Genomic DNA, 19410 nt, shown 5'->3' with positions numbered 1-19410 from the left:
CGCCGGGACCGCGGGGACCGCCGGGACGGCCGGGACCGCGGGGACCGCCGGGACGCCGGGACCGCAGGCCGCGTAACCCCGCGGAACCGCAAGGGTCGCAGAACCGCCGCGCGCTGCGAAACCCCGCGGAACCGCAAGGGCCACGGGACCGCAAGAGCCACACGCCGCGGAACCCCCGGAACGGCAGGGCCGCGGAACCGCGTGCCGCGGCCGGGCGGCGTGGCGATGATCGAGGACCTGGACCCGCGCGTGTCCCGGGCCGAGATCGCCACGGAGGTCGCCGCGATGCGGCTGGGCCCGGGGAGCGCGCTGTTCGCCCGGGTCACGCCGGGCTGGTTGCGCCGGCGGGCGCACACGCCGGAGCAGTTGCACGAGTTGGCCGGGCGGAGCGCGTTCGGCCGGGCGGAGACCGCGCGGTACAGCACGATCGGGCTACGGCTGACTCTGAAGAAGGAAACGGCGTAAGCGCGCCCTCGCCGTCACATCTGACAGACAAGGGACGCGCTCACGCCGTACCCGTGTTGAGAGAACCAGCCGGTGCCGCGACGGGCGGCACCGGCCAGGGAACGGAAGTATCAGCAGCTGAGGTTCGCGCCCGGCGAGACGCCGAGGATCGCGGCGAAGTTCTGGTACGCGGCGATCCGGCTCTGCACCTGGGCCGGGTTGCCGCCGTTGCACTCCAGCGCGCCGTTGATGCTGCGGATCGACTCGCCGAAGCCACGGCCGTTGACCATGGCGTTGTGGCCGGTCATCGTGCCGGGGCCGGACTGCGTCATCCAGTACCAGATGCCGGTCTTCCAGGCGACGGCCGCGTCGTTCTGCACCAGGTTCGGGTTGCGCAGCAGGTCGATACCGAGCGCGTCACCCGCGGCCTTGTAGTTGAAGTTCCAGCTCAGCTGGATCGGCCCACGGCCGTAGTACGCGGCCTGGCCGGCCGGGCACCCGTACGGCTGGTTGGCGTCGCAGTAGTGCGGGTAGTTCGCCGTGTTCTGCTCGACGATGTGGACCAGGCCGCCGGTCTCGTGGTTGATGTTCGCGAGGAACGCGGCCGCCTCCTGCTTGCGCACGGTGTCGCTGCCGGTGCCGGCGAACGCCGGGTACGCGGACAGCGCCTGCACCAGGCCGGCGTACGTGTAGAACTGGTTCCGGTTCGGGAACATCTGCTTGAACTGCGCCTCGGACACCACGAACCCGGACGGGTTGGCCCCACCGGTCGGCGCGGGCGGCGTCGGCTGCGTGCCACCACCGGTGCCCGAGCAGGTGTACGGCTCCCAGAACCAGGTGCTGATCACCGGGTCGTACCCCGGGTTGTCATGCTCGGCGATGTAGTACTTACCGTCCGTATACTTCACGATGTTCCCGGTGACATAGGCCTTGCCCGCCACCCACGCCGGGTGATCACAGGCCGCGGAGCCCGAGCCAGCGCCGGAACCCGAGCCCGACCCGCACGTCCCCTGGTCCTCCCAGACCCCGGTCCCGGCCGCGCTCGGCTGCTCGCCCTGGGTCCACCACTTGGCCCGCCAGTTGTGGCCGCCGAACGACGCCGTGTTGCCGCCCCAGTACACCTGGGACGCGCTGTACGGGCTCGCGCACTCGGCCGCCGAGGCCATGGTCATCGGCAGGACCGCTGCGGCCGTTCCCGCACCCGCGATCGCCAGTACCGTAGCGACGACTCGAAGCTTCACCGCGCACCACTCCCATTCCGTACAGCCATAGATCGGAGACGGGATGATCGTGGCAGCGACGGGTTCAGCGGCGGGCTAAAGGAATGGTAAATGAACCTTATAAATCACTCGGCGAGCCGGGCGGCACGCAGCGTGAGGTAGTTCCGCTCCGGCACGCTGGCCGTCCGCGCCGCCGCCAGCCGGTAAGCCTCCGCCGCCTCGGCCCGCGCGCCCGCCATCTCCAGCAGGTGCGCCCGCGCCGCCGGCAGCCGGTGCCCGCGGGCCAGGCGCTCATCCGCGGCCAGCGCGTCCAGCGTGGCGAGGCCCGCCGCCGGTCCCTCCACCATCGCCCGCGCCACCGCGCGGTTCAGCGCCACCACCGGGCTGGGCGTCAGCCGTTCCAGCACGCCGTACAGCGCGAGGATCTGCGGCCAGTCCGTGGCCTCCGCCGACGGCGCCTCGTCGTGCAGCGCCGCGATCGCGGCCTGAACCTGGTACGGCCCGACCGGCCCGCGCGGCAGCACCTCGTGCACCAGCGCGATGCCCTCCGCGATCGCGGCCGCGTCCCACCGCGACCGGTCCTGCGCGGCCAGCGGCACCAGCTCGCCGACCGGCCCGGTCCGCGCCGGCGCCCGCGCCTCGGTCAGCAGCATCAGCGCCAGCAGCCCGCCGACCTCCGCGGACTCCGGCCGCAGCGCACGCACCGCCCGGGTGAGCCGGATCGCCTCCGCCGACAGCTCCACCCGCAGCAGCGACGGCCCGGCCGAGCTGGTGTGCCCCTCGTTGAAGATCAGATAGAGCACCTGCAACACCGCGTCCAGGTCGCCGGGCTCGGAGAATCCGGACTGGACGGTGCGCTTCGCCCGGCTGATCCGCTGCGCCATAGTCGCCTCCGGCACCAGGAACGCCCGGGCGATCTCCGCCGTGGTGAGGCCACCGACCGCGCGCAGCGTCAGCGCGATCGCGGACGCCCGGCTCAGCGCCGGATGGCAGCACAGGAACAGCAGGTCGAGCGTGTCGTCCCGGTCCGCCACCTCGGCGTCGGCGAGCGGCGCGGAGAGCTGGAACGCCGAGGACTCCCGGCGGCGACGGGCGTCCGCCCCGCGGATCTGCTCGATCAGCCGCCGGTGCGCCACCTGGATCAGCCACCCGCGCGAGTTACCCGGCACCCCCTGGGCCGGCCACTGCTGGAACGCGGCCAGCAGCGCCTCCTGCACCGCGTCCTCCGCGGCCGCGAAGTCGCCGAACCGCCGGGTGAGCACGCCGAGGACCTGCGGCGCGAGATCGCGCAGCAGGCCCTCGAAGGCGAATTCGGTCACCACGCGTCCGGCGCGGGCGCGTCCATGATCTGGCGCACCTCGATCGGCATGTTCAGCGGCCGGCCGCCCGGGCCCGGCGCGGTGGAGATGCGCGCGGCGAGCTCGATCGCGCGCTCCGGCGACTCCACGTCCACGATCCAGTAGCCGGCCAGGAACTCCTTCGTCTCCGGGAACGGCCCCTCGGTAACCACCGGCGCGCCGTCCGCACCCGCGCGGACGATCTTCAGCTCGGCCGGGTCGGCCAGCCCTTCGCCGGAGACCCACTCGCCCGCCTCGGTCAGCGCCGCGTTCACCTCCCCCATGAACGCGATGTGCCGCTCGACCTCCTCCGGCTTCCACGTGCCGATCGCCGGAAACTCGGCCGCCGCCTGCGAGAACTGCATCATCAGCATGTACTTCACGGTGCTGCTCCTGTCTGTCGGGACGCCGCCGTCGACGCTCTCACAGACAGGTAGAAGCCGTCCGGCCGTTCTCGACACGTACCCGCCGAAGATCTGGTTTTTTCAGGCGGAGGACGCCCGGGCGTCATGGACGGGGCGCAGGCTCACGCCGGATCACCTGATCGCGACACTTGGGAGTACCACAATGTCCCAGCGCCTGCCACGCCGCATGCTGCTGCAGACCGCGGTCGCCGCACCGGCGGCCGGCCTCATCGCCGGCAGCACCCTCGACGCCGCGCCCGCCGAGGCGAGCAGCGGAAAGTTCGACGTGGACAGCCCGCGCTTCTCGATCGCGGTGCTGCCCGACACGCAGTACCTGTTCGACGAGGACGCCTCCGACCCGGAGCCGTTGCGCGCCACCTTCAAGTACCTGCGCGAGGCCCGCAAGGACGGCAACGTCGCGTTCATGACGCACCTCGGCGACGTGACCGAGCACGGCAGCGAGCACGAGATCAGCCTCGCGTCGAAGACGTTCAAGGACCTCGACGGCAAGTTCCCGTACAGCGTGCTCGCCGGCAACCACGACATCAACGGCGGCACCACGGCCGACACCCGCGGTGACTCGGCGTACCTGCGCGCGTTCAATCCGCAGCGGTTCAAGTCCGCGCCCACGTTCGGCGGCGCGTCGCCCGACGGCTACAACAGCTACCACGTGCTCGACGCCGGCGGCCGCAAGTGGCTGATCCTGGCGCTGGACTGGCGGATCTCCGACGCCGGCGTGGCCTGGGCGCAGTCGGTGCTGGACAAGCACAAGACGCTCCCCGCGATCGTCACCACGCACGAGCTGGCCTACGCGGACGACAGCGGCACCGCGTACCTCTCCTCCTACGGGCAGCAGCTCTGGAACAAGCTGATCCGGAAGAACGACCAGATCTTCCTCACGCTGAACGGCCACTACTGGCCGCCCGGCCGTACCGTGCTCAAGAACGACGCCGGCCACGACGTGCACGTCCACATCACGAACTACCAGGACCGCTACTACGGCGGCGCCGGCATGATCCGCCTGTACGCGTTCGACCTGGCCCGCGGCGTGATCGACGTGTCCACGCTCTCGCCGTGGTTCCTGTCCAAGGACCCGGAGAAGCGCACCGCGCTGGAGGAGGAGACGATCGAGCTGACCGGCCCGGTCGACCGCTTCTCCCTGGAGATCGACTTCGACGCCCGGTTCGCCGGCTTCGCCCCGATCGTCACGCCGGCGCCGCGCCCCGCGTCCGCCGTCCTGGTCCGCGACACCGTCGCCTACTGGCGCTTCGACAACCTCGGCCTCACCGACGGCGCCGCCGTCGCCGCCGGCACCGTCATCCGCGACCTGTCCAAGCGCGGCAACGACCTCACGGTCCAGTCGATCGGCGCCGGCGCCCCGCTGCTCGCCTCCACCGAACACCACCTCGGCGCGCCCGCGCACGCCAGCCTCCGCTTCAACGGCGGCAAGGGCCCGGACCGCGGCACCATCCTCGCCACCGGCGCCACCGCACCGCTGAACTCTCTCAGGTTCGAGTCCGGCTACACCATCGAGGCGTTCATCAAGCTCCCCGCGCCGTTCGAGGGCGACCACGCGTGGATGGGCATCCTCAGCTGGCAGGGCCGCAGCGGCGACGCCGGCAAGACCAGCGGCTGGTCCCAGGACGAGCCCACCTGCAGCCTCAACATCTCCGGCGAGCGCTTCCTCCAGTACGTCGTCTACCCCACCGACCGCGACGCCGACCCGACCTCCTGGAGCCACGCGCTCCCCACCGGCCGCTGGATGCACCTCGCCGTCGTCAACGACGGCCGCCGCACCACCATCTACGTCGACGGCTCCAAGATCGCCCGCAACCCCACGCAGTCCTCCCGCGGCATCTCCACCCTCGGCAAGCCCTTCACCATCGGCGCCACCCAGTTCGCCGAGCGCTTCGGCCAGGGCTTCTACGGCTGGATCGGCGACGTCCGCATCACCGCCCGCGCCCTCCCCACCCGCGACTTCCTCACCACCACCTTCTGATCTTTCCTCCCGGGCGCCGGGCGGCCCACCCACTCACCTTTCGCGCCGCCCGGCGCCCACCTACCCCACCGCAGTCCCAGGGGTAGTGCCGTCTCGCTGCCCGCGGCCCGGCGGTGCCGCGAGGCGGCATCCCATCCTTATTCATCGCCCACTTCCGGCGGCTCGATTTCCGCATGCTCCCGCGGGCACCGGTCGTCGCTTGCGCTCCTCCCTGCACTATCCGTGGCCGCAAGCCCTCCCCTCCCGCGGACAAGAAATCGCGGCTTTCATCGCCGCTTTCCGCGACCGATCGCGTCGGCCCTTTCAGCCGTGCCAACTCCTTCCCGCAAAATCGTGGACCCGGCCGCTCTATTTCAGCCATGAACGGGCTACTCCCTTTTCTCGAGTGCTGGCCGCGCCTCTTGACGGTCGGGGGAGTCTGTTCGGGCGCTTCGCGCCCGAAATTTCGGCTTATTGGGGGCTTTCGTCGGGTGGCTGCGTTCAGGGCGCCCTCTGGGGGCCTCAGGCGCCGGGGAATGGGCGTGGCTTTGCCGGTCGCGGCGGGGGTCGTTGGCCCGGCTGTTTTTTCGTGGGTGGGTGGGTTGCGTCTGGTGTGCCTGGCTGTCCCCGTCACCGTCTCCCGGGCGAAGCCGAGCAGATCATCGGCAGGGCCGCCAGCTTTGGTCTCGTCGGTGGTGGTTTCGTCGGTGGTGGCGGCCCTGCCGATGATCTGCACCCCAAGGGCAGGTCGACGGCGACGGGGACAGCCAGGCGGAGGCGGTATGTGCTGGCGCACGAAAGCGAACCCCAAGCGGCCTGGCGGCCGCAACCGGGCGCACCCGAAATGGAGGCGCACCTGATGGACGTTGCCGTGCTGCGTGTCGAGTGGGCATTCCCACGAGCTGCCCGGAGTTGGTTATATGGCGGGCGGCGCGGGCCATGGCGAGATCGTTAACACGACTGCCGAATTCTTGGCCGGCGGCCTGGAAATACCGCACTGAAGAGGATCTTCGTTCCGCCCTCAATCGCCGTTCGAGCCGATGCGAGCCGGACTTCAAGCCGAAATGCCCGCTATGCGCTCGATAATTCGGAATCTTTCCTGAGATCCTGATTGATCACCTCACTTTGTGAGCCTCAGGCACGTTATTCCGGCCGAATAACGTGCCTGAGGCTCACAAAGTGACGTTGGCGATCAACAAGCGCCAAAAATGTCCGGAAATATCCGGCACCGCCTGCGGGGCAGCACGGCGGCACCAACGAAGGGCCAGCGTCGTCCGCCGAATCCAGCGGAAGGAGGCCGCGCTGCCGAGGAAGGAGACCGCGCTCCCGATGCACGAAGCAGGCGGATTCCGAGTCGCCATCCGAATGCGAGCCGTCGCCACGGAAGACCGATCGCAATCGGCCCCCATATGACGAAATTTCGGGCGCGGAGCGCCCGAGGCCGGGAACCGGGGCGGACCGGAGCCCGGCCGGAACCGGCGGTGGTGACGAAGCCGGGGGTCCCGAGCCACGGCGGGACCGGCAGGGAGGAGCGCCAGCGACGACCGGTGCCCGCGGGAGCATGCGGACACCAGCCACGCCGGAAGTGGGCAAAGATGTCCGCTAATCGCGCTCGATCAGATGCCCCACCAGGTCCGGGCAGATGCCCGCGTGTCCCGAACCGTCGCGGCGCGGGTCGATCGCGGGCAGGTCGATCGGCTCGCCCGTCGTGGTGGAGGCCGCGGGCCGGACGCCGATCCAGGCGACCGCCAGAGCGTCCTCGCCCTTGAGGAATCGGTGTGCGCGGACGCCGCCGGTGGCACGTCCCTTCGCCGGGTATTCGCCGAAGGGGGTGACCTTCACGGTGCGGCCGGTGGACGTGATGACCAGTGGGGCGCCGTGGGCCGGGTCGTCGGTGCCGATGGCGCCGAAGAAGATGACGGTGGAGCCGGTGGTGAGGTTTATGCCGGCCATGCCGCCGCCCTTGGTGCCCTGGGGGCGGACCAGTGAGGCGGCGAAGCGGAGCAGGGCGGCGTCGCTGGTCACGAAGGCCAGGGTCTCGTCGCCGGTGATCCAGGTGGCGCCGATGACCTCGTCGTTGTCCTTGAGGCCGATGACCTCGAAGACGTCGGCGCGGACCGGCCACTCGGGGGCGCAGACCTTGACCACGCCCTGGCGGGTGCCGAGCGCGAGCGTCTCGCCCGGCTTGGGGGTGAGCGGGGCGAGGCCGATGACGGTCTCGCCGGGGTCGAGGTCGGCGAGTTCGCTGGCGGACATGCCGCCGCGCAGCGAGACGGTGCCGGTGTGCTCGGGGAGGACCGGGAGCGGGAGCACGTCGGTCTTGAAGGCGCGGCCGCGGTTGGTGATGAGCAGGACCTGGCCGCGGGCGGTGGTGTGGACCAGCGCGCGGACCGCGTCGTGGCGGTCGCGGCCGTTGCGGCGGGTGCTCTCCGAGGACTCCTCGGACTCGGCGGCGGTACGCGCGACCAGGCCGGTCGCGGAGAGGATGACCTGGCAGGGGTCGTCCTTGACCTCGAGCGGACCGGCCGGTACGGACGCGGCCAGCACCTCCTTGAGGTCGCCGTCGATCAGCGCGGTGCGGCGCGGGGTGGCGTGGTCCTTGGCGACGGCGGCGAGTTCGTCGGAGACGACCTTCCGCAGCACCTTCTCGTCGTCCAGGATCAGCGACAGCGCAGCGATCTCCGAGTTGAGGCGCTCCTGCTCGGACTCCAGCTCCAGGCGGTCGAAGCGGGTGAGCCGGCGCAGCGGCGTGTCCAGGATGTACGTCGCCTGGATCTCGGAGAGGCCGAACTGCTCGATCAGGCCGTCCCGGGCGGACGCGGCGTCGTCGCTGGACCGGATCAGCGCGACCACCCGGTCGATGTCGAGCAGCGCGATGAGCAGTCCGTCGACCAGGTGCAGCCGCTCCTGGCGCTTGGTCCGCCGGTAGGTGGTCCGCCGGGTGACCACCTCGTAGCGGTGCCGGAGGAACACCTCCAGCAGCGCCTTGAGCCCGAGGGTCTGCGGCTGGCCGTCGACCAGGACAAGGTTGTTGACGCCGAAGGACTGCTCCAGCGGGGTGAGCCGGTAGAGGTCGGCGAGCAGCGCCTGCGGGTTGACGCCGACCTTGCACTCGATGACCAGGCGGGTGCCGTTCTCCCGGTCGGTGAGGTCCTTGACGTCGGCGATGCCCTGGAGGCGGCGGGTCTTGTTGACCTCGTCGGTGATCTTCTCGATCACCTTCTCGGCGCCGATGCCGTACGGCAGCTCGGTCACCGTGATCGCCTGGCGGCCGCGCGAGCCCTCCAGCGGCCCGATCACCACCTTGGCCCGCATGCGCACCACGCCGCGGCCGGTCTCGTACGCGCGGCGCACCTCGTCCAGCCCGAGCAGCAGCCCGCCGGTCGGCAGGTCGGGGCCGGGCACGAACGTCATGATCTTGTCGAGCGTGGCGTCCGGGTGGTTGATCAGCCACCGGGCCGCGGCGACCACCTCGCCGAGGTTGTGCGGGATCATGTTGGTCGCCATCCCGACCGCGATCCCGGCCGCGCCGTTGACCAGCAGGTTCGGGAAGGCGGCGGGGAGCACCGAAGGCTGTTCGAGCGAGCCGTCGTAGTTCGGCACGAAGTCGACGGTGCCCTCGCCCAGCTCGCCGACCAGCAGCATCGCCTCGCGGGACATGCGCGCCTCGGTGTACCGCTCGGCGGCGGGGCCGTCGTCCGGCGAGCCGAAGTTGCCGTGGCCGTCGATCAGCGGCACGTTCAGCGAGAAGTCCTGGGCGAGCCGGACCATGGCGTCGTAGATCGCCACGTTGCCGTGCGGGTGGTACTTACCCATCACGTCACCGACCACGCGGGCGCTCTTGACGTGACCGCGGTCCGGCCGGTAGCCCTGCTCGTACATGGACCAGAGGATGCGGCGGTGCACCGGCTTGAGCCCGTCGCGGGCGTCCGGCAGCGCGCGCGAGTGGATGACCGAGAACGCGTACTCCAGATAGGAGTCCTCGACCTCGGTGGTGAGCGGGTTGTCGATGATCCGCGCCCCGGCCGCGTCGAACGCGGACAGGTCGACCTTGGCGGACTTGGAGTCCTTGCGGCGTGCCATTACAGATCCCTCAGGCGTCGATGGCGTCGCGGTCGACGCGGTCGGACGATTCGATCAACCAGTTCTTGCGGGGCTCGACCTTCTCGCCCATCAGCAGTTCCAGCGTGCGCTCGGCCGCCTCCGCGTCGCCGAGCGTGATCCGGCGGACGGCGCGGGTCGCCGGATTCATCGTGGTGTCCCACAGCTCGTCCGCGTCCATCTCGCCGAGACCCTTGAACCGCGGGATCGGCGTGACGATCTGCTTGCCCGCCTTGGTCAGCCGGGCGACCGTGCTGTCCATCTCCGGCTGCGTATACGTGTAGATGGTCTCGCTGTTCCGCCCCTTGGTGGTGATCTTGTGGAGCGGCGGCATCGCGGCGTAGAGCCGGCCGGACTCGATCACGGGCCGCATGTACTTGGCGAAGAGCGTGATCAGCAGGGTACGGATGTGCGAGCCGTCCACATCCGCGTCCGCCATGATCAGGATGCGGCCGTAGCGCATCGCGCCCAGGTCGAACGTGCGGCCCGAGCCCGCGCCCAGCACCTGCACGATCGCGGAGCACTCCGCGTTGTCCAGGACCTGCTGCAGGCTCGCCTTCTGCACGTTGAGGATCTTGCCGCGGATCGGCAGCAGCGCCTGGTACTCCGAGGAGCGCGCCATCCGGGCGGTGCCGAGCGCGCTGTCGCCCTCGACGATGAACAGCTCGCTGCGGCTGACGCCGGTGGAGCGGCAGTCGACCAGCTTGGCCGGCATCGACGCGCCCTCCAGCGCGGTCTTGCGCCGGGCCGCGTCCTTCTGCTGCTTCTGGGTCAGCCGCACCCGGCCCGCGTCGACGATCTTCTGCAGGACCGTACGCGCCTCGGTCTTGGTCTTCTTGTCCTGCACCCAGTCCTTGAGCCGCGCCTCGACGATCTGCTGCACCACCCGGGTGATGCCGGCCGTGGACAGCTCGTCCTTGGTCTGCGAGGTGAACTGCGGCTCCGGCACGCGCACGTGGACGACCGCGGTCATGCCCTCCAGCACGTCGTCCAGGACCGGCGGCTCCTCCTTGGGCTTGAGCAGACCGCGCGTGTTCCGCACGGCCTCGACCAGCGCGCGGACCGCGGCGCGCTCGAAGCCCTTGCGGTGGGTGCCGCCGTGCACGTTGCGGATCGTGTTGGTGAAGCACTCCACGGTCCGCTCGTAGCCGGTGCCCCAGCGGAACGCGATCTCCACCTCGGCGTGCCGCTCGACGTTGGAGCGCATCACGCCGTTCTCGTCCGCGGCGTTCTCCCGGTACGTCCCCGAGCCGTTGATCAGTAGCGTGCCGCAGACCGGCTTCTCACTGGACGGCGCCAGGAAGTCGACCATGTCGGCCAGCCCGTTCGGGAAGTGGAACGTCTCGGTGCCGTCGCCGGACATCGGGTCCACGCCCGCGTCGCGCAGCACGTACGTCACGCCGGGGACCAGGAACGCGGTGTTGCGCATCTTCGCCCGGACCGCCTCGACGTCGAGCGCGGCGCCGGCCTCGAAGTAGCGGGCGTCGTACCAGTACCGGATGGTGGTGCCGGTCGGCTCGCCGCGCTTCATCTTGCCGGTGACGCGCAGGCCGCCGCCCTCGGTGAACGACGCGTCCGGGCCCGGGCCGTGGAACTCGCCGGGGATGCCGTGCCGGAAGGAGATCTCGTGGACCTTGCCGTCCCGCCGCACCACCACGTCGAAGCGCAGCGACAGCGCGTTGACCGCGGACGCGCCCACGCCGTGCAGGCCGCCGGAGGTCTTGTAGCCGGAGCCGCCGAACTTGCCGCCCGCGTGCAGCCGCGTCATCACCAGCTCGACGCCGGACATGCCGGACTTGGCGTGGATGTCGGTCGGGATGCCGCGCCCGTCGTCGTCGACCTGCACGGAGCCGTCCTCGTGCAGCGTCACCTTGACGCGGGTGGCGAACCCGGCCACGCCCTCGTCCGTGGAGTTGTCGACGATCTCGTTGAACAGGTGGTTCACGCCACGGCTGTCGGTGGACCCGATGTACATGCCGGGGCGCTTGCGGACCGCGTCCAGCCCCTCGAGGTGGGTGAGGTCGGCTGCCCCGTACAGGGTCTCGGGCTGTGCAGTCACCGGTTCTTGACTCCAGATCCTCGCGCTTGTGCTGGGTGGGCGCCGTAACTCGACCCCGCGAGCCTAACCGCAGGGTCCGACGAGTCCGTCGCTCCATGCCGCGGATTGCGGGGCGTCACACGCGCACGAACGGGAAGACTATCGCACAGTTGTGCTAATCACGCCTCGTAGGCGCGCCAGTAGAGACCGTCCTCGCGGGCCAGGATGTCCAGATCGATGAGGTATCGCCGGATCGCCACGTGGTCCACCCCCGGCACCCCGTCGCACCAGGCACGGAGGATGTCGTTGATCTCGGGTTCCCGATACCGGCGGCCGGGCGCGAACGACGCGCGCGCGAGGTGGTCCAGCACGGCGCGGCGGCGGCTCAGCTTGCCGGGCATGGCGGTGAGCCGGCCGTCGCGCACGAACGTGCGGACGGCAGCGTCGTCGGCGTCTGACACTGCGTCACCTCCGGTGGGACGATAGAGATCCACGTCACCCTGGACGCCGGGCGCGCCGCGGGTCAACCGATTTCCACTGTGGAGCGCCCGCGGCTTTCTGCACAGTTCGTTCACAAGTCCCGCGTCCGGCCTGCACGATCGGTCCCTAGAGTCACCCTCACGGGGACTGCGAGGAGGGGACACATGACCGCACAACGGACGATCCTGGTCGTCGAGGACGAGCGCACCATCGCGGACGCGGTCGCCGCCCGGCTGCGCGCCGAGGGCTTCCAGGTGCACTGCGCCGCCGACGGCCCGGGCGCGGTCGAGGCCGCGCGCCGGATCCGCCCGGACGCGGTGGTGCTGGACCTGATGCTGCCCGGCTTCGACGGCCTGGAGGTGTGCCGCCGGCTGCAGGCCGAGCGGCCGGTGCCGGTGCTGATGCTGACCGCCCGCGACGACGAGACGGACCTGCTGGTCGGGCTGGCGGTCGGTGCGGACGACTACCTGACCAAGCCGTTCTCCATGCGCGAGCTGACCGCGCGGGTGCACGCGCTGCTGCGCCGGATGACCAAGGCCGCGGCCGGCGAGCCGCCGATCGTGCTCGGCGACCTGGAGATCAACCGGGCCGAGCGGCGGGTGACCCGCGGCGGCGTGGAGGCACACCTGACGCCGACCGAGTTCGACCTGCTGGTGCACCTGGCCGCGCGCCCGCGCGCGGTGCTGCCCCGGGAGCGGCTGCTGGCGGACGTCTGGGGCTGGGCCGACGCGTCCGGCACCCGCACCGTGGACAGCCACATCAAGGGCCTGCGCCGCAAGCTGGGCGCCGACCTGATCCGTACCGTGCACGGCGTGGGTTATGCCCTCGAGGTCGGCCGGTGAGCCTGCTGCGCGGCCGGCCGGCGCACGACCTGCCGTGGATCGTCCGGTTCGGCTCGATGCTGCTGGACCGCGTCTACCGCGCCGGCGGCTGGGTGCGCGCCCGCCCGCCGGTCGGCCCGCTGATGGACGCGGTGGAGAAGGTGCTCGGCCGCCTCCCCCGCCCGCTCGACCCGGTCCGCTCGATCAAGGCGAAGCTGTCCCTGGCGCTCGGCCTGGCCGGCGGCGTCGGCCTGCTGGTGCTCTGGTACTCGCTCGAATGGATCCCGCTGAACGTGGCGTTCATCGCGTCCGCGGTCGCGCTGGCGCTGCTCACGCTGCAGATCGCGGCGCACGGCGCGACCGTTCCGCTGCGCGAGATGACCGACGCGGCCCGGCACATGGCGCGCGGTGACTACACCCGGCGCGTCCACACGAACTCCCGTGACGAGGTCGGCGAGCTGGCCGCCGCGTTCAACGTGATGGCCGCGGACCTGGCCGCCGCCGACCGGCAGCGCCGCGAGCTGATCGCGAACGTCTCGCACGAACTGCGCACGCCGATCACCGCGCTGCGCGGCGTGCTGGAGAACATCGTCGACGGCGTCGCCGAGCCGGAGCCGGAGACCATGCGCACCGCGCTCGCGCAGACCGAACGCCTCGGCACGCTGGTCGCGGAGCTGCTCGACCTGTCCCGCCTGGACGCCGGCATCGTGCCGATGAAGCGCACCGAGATCGCGCTCGGCGACTTCCTCGCGGACGTGGTCGCGGAGGCGCGGGTGAACAGCCCGTCGGTGCCGATCTCGTTCGAGACCGAGGACGGGCTGACGCTGGACGGCGACCCCGGGCGCCTGCACCAGCTCTTCGCGAACCTGCTGGACAACGCGGCCCGGCACAGCCCGCCGGGCGGCACCATCCGGCTCCGCGCCGCCCGGGACGGCGACGACATCCTCTTCTCCGTCGCCGACCAGGGCAGCGGCATCCCGGTCGAGGAGCGCGAGCGGGTCTTCGAGCGCTTCACCCGCGGCGAGCGGGCGACCGGTGGGGGGACCGGGCTCGGGTTGGCGATCGCCCGCTGGGTGGTGCAGTTGCACCACGGCGGCATCGCGGTCGTCGACCCGGGCCCGGGCGACACGATGACCGGCGCGCACGTCCAGGTCCGGCTGCCCGCCGGGACCGCGTGAAAAACCACGATCATCCAGCGGTACGTACGGCCGCCCCGAACACGTCACCTCAGTAGAAGCCGCGTCTGCACCGTCCGCGCGCACCCGGCCCGGACGGGCGATGGCGCGCGCCCGCACACCGTCACCCAGGAGCTCTCACCATGACCAGCGCATCGCCCGCCGCCCCTCGGCCGCAGCCGTTCCCGCCGCAGCCGTTCCCGCCGCGGCCGTACGCCGGACCGCCGCTGCACGGCCCCTGGCCCTCGTCGTTCCCCGATCGCTGGCCCGGCCCGGGCACCGGCGCCGCGCCCGTCGCGTTCGTCGCCGTGATCGCGGCCGCCGCGATCGGCGCCGCCGTCCTCAACCCCGCCCGCCCCGGCCTCGGCTGGCTGCTCACCGCGCTGGCCGCGGCAGCCGCGCTGCTGGTCGCCGGCCGCGCCCGGGTGCGCTCCACCATGCCGCCCGCGCGCGTCACGCCCCGGGACACGCCCACCCCCCGCCGCACCGACCGGTACCTCTGGGCCGCCGTCACGGTGCTGCTGCTCGGCGCCGGCACGATCCGCGCCGCCGGCTGGCTGTTCGCGCTCTGCGTGGCGACCGCGGCACTCACCGCGCTGCTCGCGATCGCCGGCGGCCACTCGGTCCGGGCGCTGTCCTACGTCGCGGGCATCATGCCGGCCGCCGCGGTCCGCGCGGTGCCCTGGCTGGCCCGCGGCGCCCGCGGTCTGCGCCGGCGCGGCCCCGAGGGACCGCGGCTGGCGCTGCCGATCCTGGTCACCGTGATCCTGGTGATCGTGTTCGGCGCGCTGTTCGCGTCCGCGGACGCCGCGTTCGCGGAGCTGGTCAGCGCGTCCCTGCCGGCGCCGGACGGCACCGTCATGTCCCGGCTACTGGTGCTGTTCCCGGTGCTCGTGCTGCTGATCGGCGCGCCCGCGTTCCTGCGCACCGCGCCGCCCGCCACCGGGGACCTGGACGAGCCGGTGCGCCGGCCGGTCCGCCGTACCGAATGGCTGGTCCCGCTCGTCGCGCTGGACCTGCTGTTCGGCGCGTTCGTGCTGGTGCAGGCCGCGGTGCTGTTCGGCGGCGCCGGGCACGTGCTGGCCACGGCCGGGCTGACCTACGCGGAGTACGCCCGGTCCGGCTTCTGGCAGCTGCTGGTGGTGACCGGCCTGACGCTGCTGGTGCTGGGCGTGGCCGTGCTCACCGCGCCGCGCGCGTCGCGGGCCGACCGTACCGTGGTCCGGGTCCTGCTCGGCGTGCTCGCCGGCCTGACGCTGCTGATCGTGGCGTCCGCGCTGTCCCGGATGTGGCTGTACGCGGACGTCTACGGCCTGACCCGGCTGCGCGTGCTGGTCTTCGCGTGCGAACTCTGGCTGGGCGCGGTCTTCCTGATGGTGCTGGCCGCGGGCGTCCGGCTGCGCGCCCGGTGGCTGCCCCGCGCCGTGCTCGGCACCGCCGCGCTGGCGCTGCTCGCGCTGGTCGCGGTGAACCCGGACGCGCTGATCGCGAGGCACAACCTGGCCCAGGACCGGATCGACACCTACTATCTGCGGCGGCTCTCCGCGGACGCGGTGCCGGAGCTGGCCAAGGCCCCGGCCGGACTGCGCGGCTGCCTGCTGTCCGACCTGGCGGAGCGGCTGGCCGATCACCCGGACGGGTGGCAGGACCTCAACCTGGCCAGGGAACGCGCCCGTGCGATCCTTGACGGCCCGCCGGACTTCACCCCCTGTACACATCCCTGAGGCAATCTCCGGGTCAGATCTTACTTTCGCGGGATGTCACGCACCCCGTCCGTCAATAGGTTCGAGGACATGATCGAGCTGCTGGAGTCCGCGGTCACGTCGCCGTGGGTCTACCTGGCCCTGTTCGCGCTGGCGGTGCTGGACGCGTTCTTCCCCGCCGTGCCGTCGGAGACCATGGTGATCACCGCCGGCGTCTTCGCGATCTCCGGTGAGCCGAACCTGGCGCTGGTCATCGTGGTCGCCGCGGTGGGCGCGTTCTGCGGCGACCACATCTCCTACCAGATCGGCCGGTCCACCGGCCTGGCCCGGCGAATACCGCCCACCGGCCGCCGCCGGGCCGCGTTCGACTGGGCCTCCGCCGCGCTGAACAAGCGCGGCGGACTGCTGCTGGTGGTGGCACGCTACATTCCCGGTGGTCGCACCGCGGCCACGCTCACCATGGGCGCGTGCGGCTACCCGCGCGCCCGATTCGCCCTCTTCGACGCCATCGCGGCCGGCTCATGGGCGATCTACTGCGGCATGATCGGTTTCCTCGGCGGCGCCGCCTTCGAGGAGAACAGGCTGGCCGGCGTGGCCTTCGCGCTGGGCACCGCGATCACGCTCACCGTGCTGATGGAGCTGTCCCGCTGGCTGCTCGCCCGCCGCCGCGCCAAGGGCACGTCCGTCACCGTCCTGACCGAGCCGGTCGCGCCCGTCCCCACCGCCGCACTCGCGCCCGCCGCGGAGAAATAGCCATCATTCAGGCATGTCGATGCCATCGGTCGTGGTGGCGGTCGTGGCCGCCACCACGCTGACCGCCCCGCCGCCACCGACCGCTCCGGCCGGGCCCGCGTCGAGTTCCCGCCCTGGCCCGCCACGTCCGGATCACCGCCCACACCGCGCTCCGCCGCCACGGTCCCCGGCACCCGCTGACCCATCCCCGGACCGTTCGGCGGCCGGCCGCTCCGCCCGCCGGCGCGGCTTGCCGTCGACCCGACCTTTCGGCTCCCGGCCCGGTCCAGATCCGCATGGTCGCGGCACTACGCGGTCCCACGAACCAGCCCAGAACCGATCTTCCCGCTCCCGGCCTGGTTCAGCTCCGCATGCTCCCGCGGGCAAACCTCGCCGCGAGCTCCGACTCCGCTGGCGCTCCGCTCCGCTCGCGGCGACGGAGCCGGTCCCGGCGTGGCCGGACCGAACCTACGCGACCTCGACGCCGCTCACGTCACGAACGGCGCGGCACCCTCGCAGCGCGGCACCCTCGCCGCGCGGCACCCTCGCGGCGGGGCGCCCGCTGCGGCTACCGGGGCCGCCAAGTCCGGCTGAGCAGCCGGAGGCCGGCGGTCCAGGACTCGCGATCTTTCCTACTCCCGTGACCACTCACTTTGTGAGCCTCAGGCACGTAATTCCGCGCGAATTACGTGCCTGAGGCTCACAAAGTCACGATGGATGATCGATACCGTCCTCAATATGCCGAAATTTCGGGCGCAGGGCGCCCGAACTTCAGCGCTTCCGGCAGGACGAGCCCCGCGGCAAGCGAGCGCGACCGTGAACGGAGCGCCCGAACTTCAGCGCCTCCGGCAGGACGAGCCCCGCGGCAAGCGAGCGCGACCGTGAACGGAGCGCCCGAACTTCAGCGCCTCCGGCAGGACGAGCCCCGCGGCAAGCAAGCGCGACCGTGAACGGAGCGCCCGAACTTCAGCGCCTCCGGCAGGACGAGCCCCGCGGCAAGCAAGCGCGACCGTGAACGGAGCGCCCGAACTTCAGCGCCTCCGGCAGGACGAGCCCCACGGCAAGCAAGCGCGACCGTGAACGGAGCGCCCGAACTCCACCGCTCCCGGCAGGACGAGCCCCACGGCAAGCAAGCGCGACCGTGAACGGAGATGGCCGGGCCAGCAACCCCTCCCCACCGCGGCGAACAGGTCACGCGGAAAGAAGCGCGAGCCGCGGGGAGACCCGGCCTGTGAACGAGTCGTGCCGAAAGCTAGCCCTTTCGGCCCTGGGTCGCGACGCCCTCCAGGAAATATCGCTGGCAGAGCAGGAAGGCCACGATCATCGGAATCGTGGTGATCACCGCGCCGGCCAGCACCACCTCCCAGCGTGACTCCCCCGCCTGGCCGAACTGGTCGAGGATCGCCTTCATGCCGCGTGGCATGGTGAACAGTGCCGGGTCGCGCAGATAGATCAGTGGCCGCAGCAGGTCGGACCAGCTCGCCCGCAGCTCGAACACGAACGCCACGATCAGTGCGGGACGGCAGAGCGGCACCGCGATCCGCCAGAACAGCCGCCAGTAGCCGGCGCCGTCGACGCGGGCGGCCTCGAACAGCTCGCGCGGCACGCCGAGGAAGAACTGCCGGATCAGAAAGATGTAAAACGCGCTGCCGAACAGGTTCTGCGCCCAGAGCGGCACCTGCGTGGCGGCCAGGCCGAGTTCGTTCCAGATCAGGTACGTCGGGATCATCGTGACCGCGCCGGGCAGCATCATGGTGCCGACCACCAGCCCGAACAGTGCATTGCGGCCGGGGAAGCGGAAGTACGCGAAGCCGAATGCCACGATCGCGCTGGAGATCGTCACCGTGGTGGCGGCGGCCAGCGCCACCACGACGCTGTTCGTGAGCCAGGTGAGCACCGGCGCGGCGCTCCAGATGGTCACGTAGTTCTCCGGCGCCCACTCGCGCGGGATCAGCGCGTTGTCGAACACGTCCGCCCGCGGTTTCAGCGACGCGCTGACCAGCCAGGCGAACGGGTATGTGAACACGACGGCCGCCACGGCGAGCCCGATCCAGATCAGCCAGCGACGTGCCTTCACCGACATCACTCGCTCTCGTAGTAGACGAAGCGGCGGCTCAGCCGCACCTGGACGAGCGTGATCGCCACGATGATCAGGAAGAGCAGCCAGGCGAGCGCGGACGCGTACCCCACATGAAGGAACCGGAACGCCTGCTGGAACAGGTAGACGACGTAGAACAGCGCGGCGTCGCTGCCGTACGTCTGCTGATTGGCGCTGCCGTAGAACGCGGTGTAGACCTCGTCGAACGTCTGCAGCCCGCCGATCGTGTTGATGATCAGCGTGAAGAACAGCGCGCCGCTGATCGACGGCACGGTTACCGCGCGGAACCGCGCCCACGCGGACGCGCCGTCCATCGCCGCCGCCTCGTGCAGGTCCCGCGGCACGTTCTGCAGCGCGGCCAGGTAGATGATCACGGTGCTGCCGAGGCTCCACGCGCCGATCAGCACCAGGCCCGGCTTGATCCACGCCGGGTCCACGGTCCAGTCCGGGCCGTCCACGCCGGCCAGCGCGAGCACCCGGTTGATCAGCCCGTCCTGCCCGTTGAACAGCAGCAGGAACAGCACGCCGACCGCCACCTTGGGCGTCACCGTGGGCAGGTAGAAGACGGTCCGGTAGAACCCGGCCGACCGGCGCCCGGCGCGGATCAGCAGCATGGCCAGCGCGAGCGAGACCACCATCGTCAACGGTACGTGCAGTGCCGTGTAGATCAGCGTGTTGGCCAGGCTGGTGCGTACCCGCGAATCGGCCAGCATCGCCCGGTAGTTGTCCGCGCCGACGAACCGGGTGTCGGTCAGCACGTCGTAGTCGGTGAAGGACAGCACCAGGCTGGCCACCATCGGCCCGGCCATGAACACGGCGAAGCCGATGATCCACGGGGAGAGGAACCCGTACGCGGCCCACGTCTCGCGGCGCGCCATG

At 71.3% G+C, this 19410-nt stretch carries 14 protein-coding genes; 6 read left to right on the top strand and 8 right to left on the bottom strand.

The window, feature by feature from the left end; translation table 11 throughout:
* Positions 1–201 precede the first annotated feature (201 nt).
* The gene (locus J2S41_RS02870) at positions 202–465 is read left to right on the top strand and encodes a hypothetical protein (RefSeq protein WP_310362672.1); all 264 of its coding nucleotides are present in this window, start codon (positions 202–204) and stop codon (positions 463–465) included.
* A 110-nt stretch (positions 466–575) separates the two neighbouring features.
* On the opposite strand, the gene J2S41_RS02865 is transcribed toward J2S41_RS02870, so the two are convergent.
* From J2S41_RS02865 to J2S41_RS02855, 3 genes are all read right to left on the bottom strand, one after another.
* Positions 576–1616 carry a glycoside hydrolase family 19 protein gene (locus J2S41_RS02865; RefSeq protein ID WP_310362669.1) on the bottom strand — a complete coding sequence of 347 codons (1041 nt, stop codon included), beginning with the start codon at positions 1614–1616 and terminating at the stop codon, positions 576–578.
* 173 nt (positions 1617–1789) lie between these two features.
* Complete coding sequence (locus J2S41_RS02860) at positions 1790–2983, bottom strand: RNA polymerase sigma factor (protein WP_310362667.1); 1194 nt, start codon at positions 2981–2983, stop codon at positions 1790–1792.
* Positions 2980–3375 (bottom strand): YciI family protein, encoded by a 396-nt coding sequence (locus J2S41_RS02855; RefSeq protein WP_310376251.1) that lies wholly within the window; start codon positions 3373–3375, stop codon positions 2980–2982. The genes J2S41_RS02860 and J2S41_RS02855 overlap by 4 nt, the downstream gene beginning before the upstream one ends.
* Before the next feature lie 193 nt (positions 3376–3568).
* Between J2S41_RS02855 and J2S41_RS02850 the strand changes: the two genes are divergently transcribed.
* The gene (locus J2S41_RS02850; protein WP_310362665.1) at positions 3569–5404 is read left to right on the top strand and encodes a LamG-like jellyroll fold domain-containing protein; all 1836 of its coding nucleotides are present in this window, start codon (positions 3569–3571) and stop codon (positions 5402–5404) included.
* Between the two features lie 1581 nt (positions 5405–6985).
* Here J2S41_RS02850 and J2S41_RS02845 read toward each other — a convergent pair.
* The 3 genes from J2S41_RS02845 to J2S41_RS02835 form a co-directional block, all read right to left on the bottom strand.
* Entirely contained in the window at positions 6986–9466 is a 2481-nt protein-coding gene (locus J2S41_RS02845) for a DNA gyrase/topoisomerase IV subunit A (RefSeq protein WP_310362663.1), read from the bottom strand.
* 10 nt (positions 9467–9476) lie between these two features.
* Positions 9477–11543, bottom strand: a complete 2067-nt coding sequence (locus J2S41_RS02840) for a DNA gyrase/topoisomerase IV subunit B (RefSeq protein ID WP_310362661.1) — start codon at positions 11541–11543, stop codon at positions 9477–9479.
* 158 nt (positions 11544–11701) lie between these two features.
* Positions 11702–11983: a DUF2087 domain-containing protein gene (locus J2S41_RS02835; RefSeq protein ID WP_310362659.1), complete on the bottom strand. Its 282-nt coding sequence runs from the start codon at positions 11981–11983 to the stop codon at positions 11702–11704.
* Positions 11984–12166: 183 nt separating this feature from the next.
* Between J2S41_RS02835 and J2S41_RS02830 the strand changes: the two genes are divergently transcribed.
* From J2S41_RS02830 to J2S41_RS02815, 4 genes are all read left to right on the top strand, one after another.
* Complete coding sequence (locus J2S41_RS02830) at positions 12167–12844, top strand: response regulator transcription factor (RefSeq protein WP_310362656.1); 678 nt, start codon at positions 12167–12169, stop codon at positions 12842–12844.
* The gene (locus J2S41_RS02825; RefSeq protein ID WP_445343915.1) at positions 12841–14001 is read left to right on the top strand and encodes a HAMP domain-containing sensor histidine kinase; all 1161 of its coding nucleotides are present in this window, start codon (positions 12841–12843) and stop codon (positions 13999–14001) included. The genes J2S41_RS02830 and J2S41_RS02825 overlap by 4 nt, the downstream gene beginning before the upstream one ends.
* A gap of 140 nt (positions 14002–14141) precedes the next feature.
* Positions 14142–15722 carry a DUF4153 domain-containing protein gene (locus tag J2S41_RS02820; protein ID WP_310362653.1) on the top strand — a complete coding sequence of 527 codons (1581 nt, stop codon included), beginning with the start codon at positions 14142–14144 and terminating at the stop codon, positions 15720–15722.
* A gap of 33 nt (positions 15723–15755) precedes the next feature.
* Positions 15756–16454, top strand: a complete 699-nt coding sequence (locus J2S41_RS02815) for a DedA family protein (protein WP_310362649.1) — start codon at positions 15756–15758, stop codon at positions 16452–16454.
* Positions 16455–17685: 1231 nt separating this feature from the next.
* Here the strand turns inward: J2S41_RS02815 and J2S41_RS02810 are convergent.
* Together J2S41_RS02810 and J2S41_RS02805 are read right to left on the bottom strand one after the other, a co-directional pair.
* A complete protein-coding gene (locus tag J2S41_RS02810; RefSeq protein WP_310362647.1) occupies positions 17686–18516 on the bottom strand; it encodes a carbohydrate ABC transporter permease in 831 nt (276 codons plus the stop codon).
* Positions 18516–19409 (bottom strand): carbohydrate ABC transporter permease, encoded by an 894-nt coding sequence (locus J2S41_RS02805; RefSeq protein ID WP_310362643.1) that lies wholly within the window; start codon positions 19407–19409, stop codon positions 18516–18518. The genes J2S41_RS02810 and J2S41_RS02805 overlap by 1 nt, the downstream gene beginning before the upstream one ends.
* Position 19410 lies beyond the last annotated feature (1 nt).

Source organism: Catenuloplanes atrovinosus (genome assembly GCF_031458235.1).
GTDB lineage: Bacteria > Actinomycetota > Actinomycetes > Mycobacteriales > Micromonosporaceae > Catenuloplanes > Catenuloplanes atrovinosus.
The sequence above is the reverse complement of the archived record's forward strand: the minus strand, read 5'-3'. Positions and strand labels throughout refer to the sequence as shown.

Coding starts and splice junctions, on each gene's coding strand:
- J2S41_RS02865 (WP_310362669.1), bottom strand. CDS start 1,616: ATGACCATGGCCTCGGCGGCCGAGTGCGCGAGCCCGTACAGCGCGTCC.
- J2S41_RS02855 (WP_310376251.1), bottom strand. CDS start 3,375: ATGCTGATGATGCAGTTCTCGCAGGCGGCGGCCGAGTTTCCGGCGATC.
- J2S41_RS02850 (WP_310362665.1), top strand. CDS start 3,569: ATGTCCCAGCGCCTGCCACGCCGCATGCTGCTGCAGACCGCGGTCGCC.
- J2S41_RS02845 (WP_310362663.1), bottom strand. CDS start 9,466: ATGGCACGCCGCAAGGACTCCAAGTCCGCCAAGGTCGACCTGTCCGCG.
- J2S41_RS02830 (WP_310362656.1), top strand. CDS start 12,167: ATGACCGCACAACGGACGATCCTGGTCGTCGAGGACGAGCGCACCATC.
- J2S41_RS02820 (WP_310362653.1), top strand. CDS start 14,142: ATGACCAGCGCATCGCCCGCCGCCCCTCGGCCGCAGCCGTTCCCGCCG.
- J2S41_RS02815 (WP_310362649.1), top strand. CDS start 15,756: ATGTCACGCACCCCGTCCGTCAATAGGTTCGAGGACATGATCGAGCTG.
- J2S41_RS02810 (WP_310362647.1), bottom strand. CDS start 18,516: ATGTCGGTGAAGGCACGTCGCTGGCTGATCTGGATCGGGCTCGCCGTG.
- J2S41_RS02805 (WP_310362643.1), bottom strand. CDS start 19,409: ATGGCGCGCCGCGAGACGTGGGCCGCGTACGGGTTCCTCTCCCCGTGG.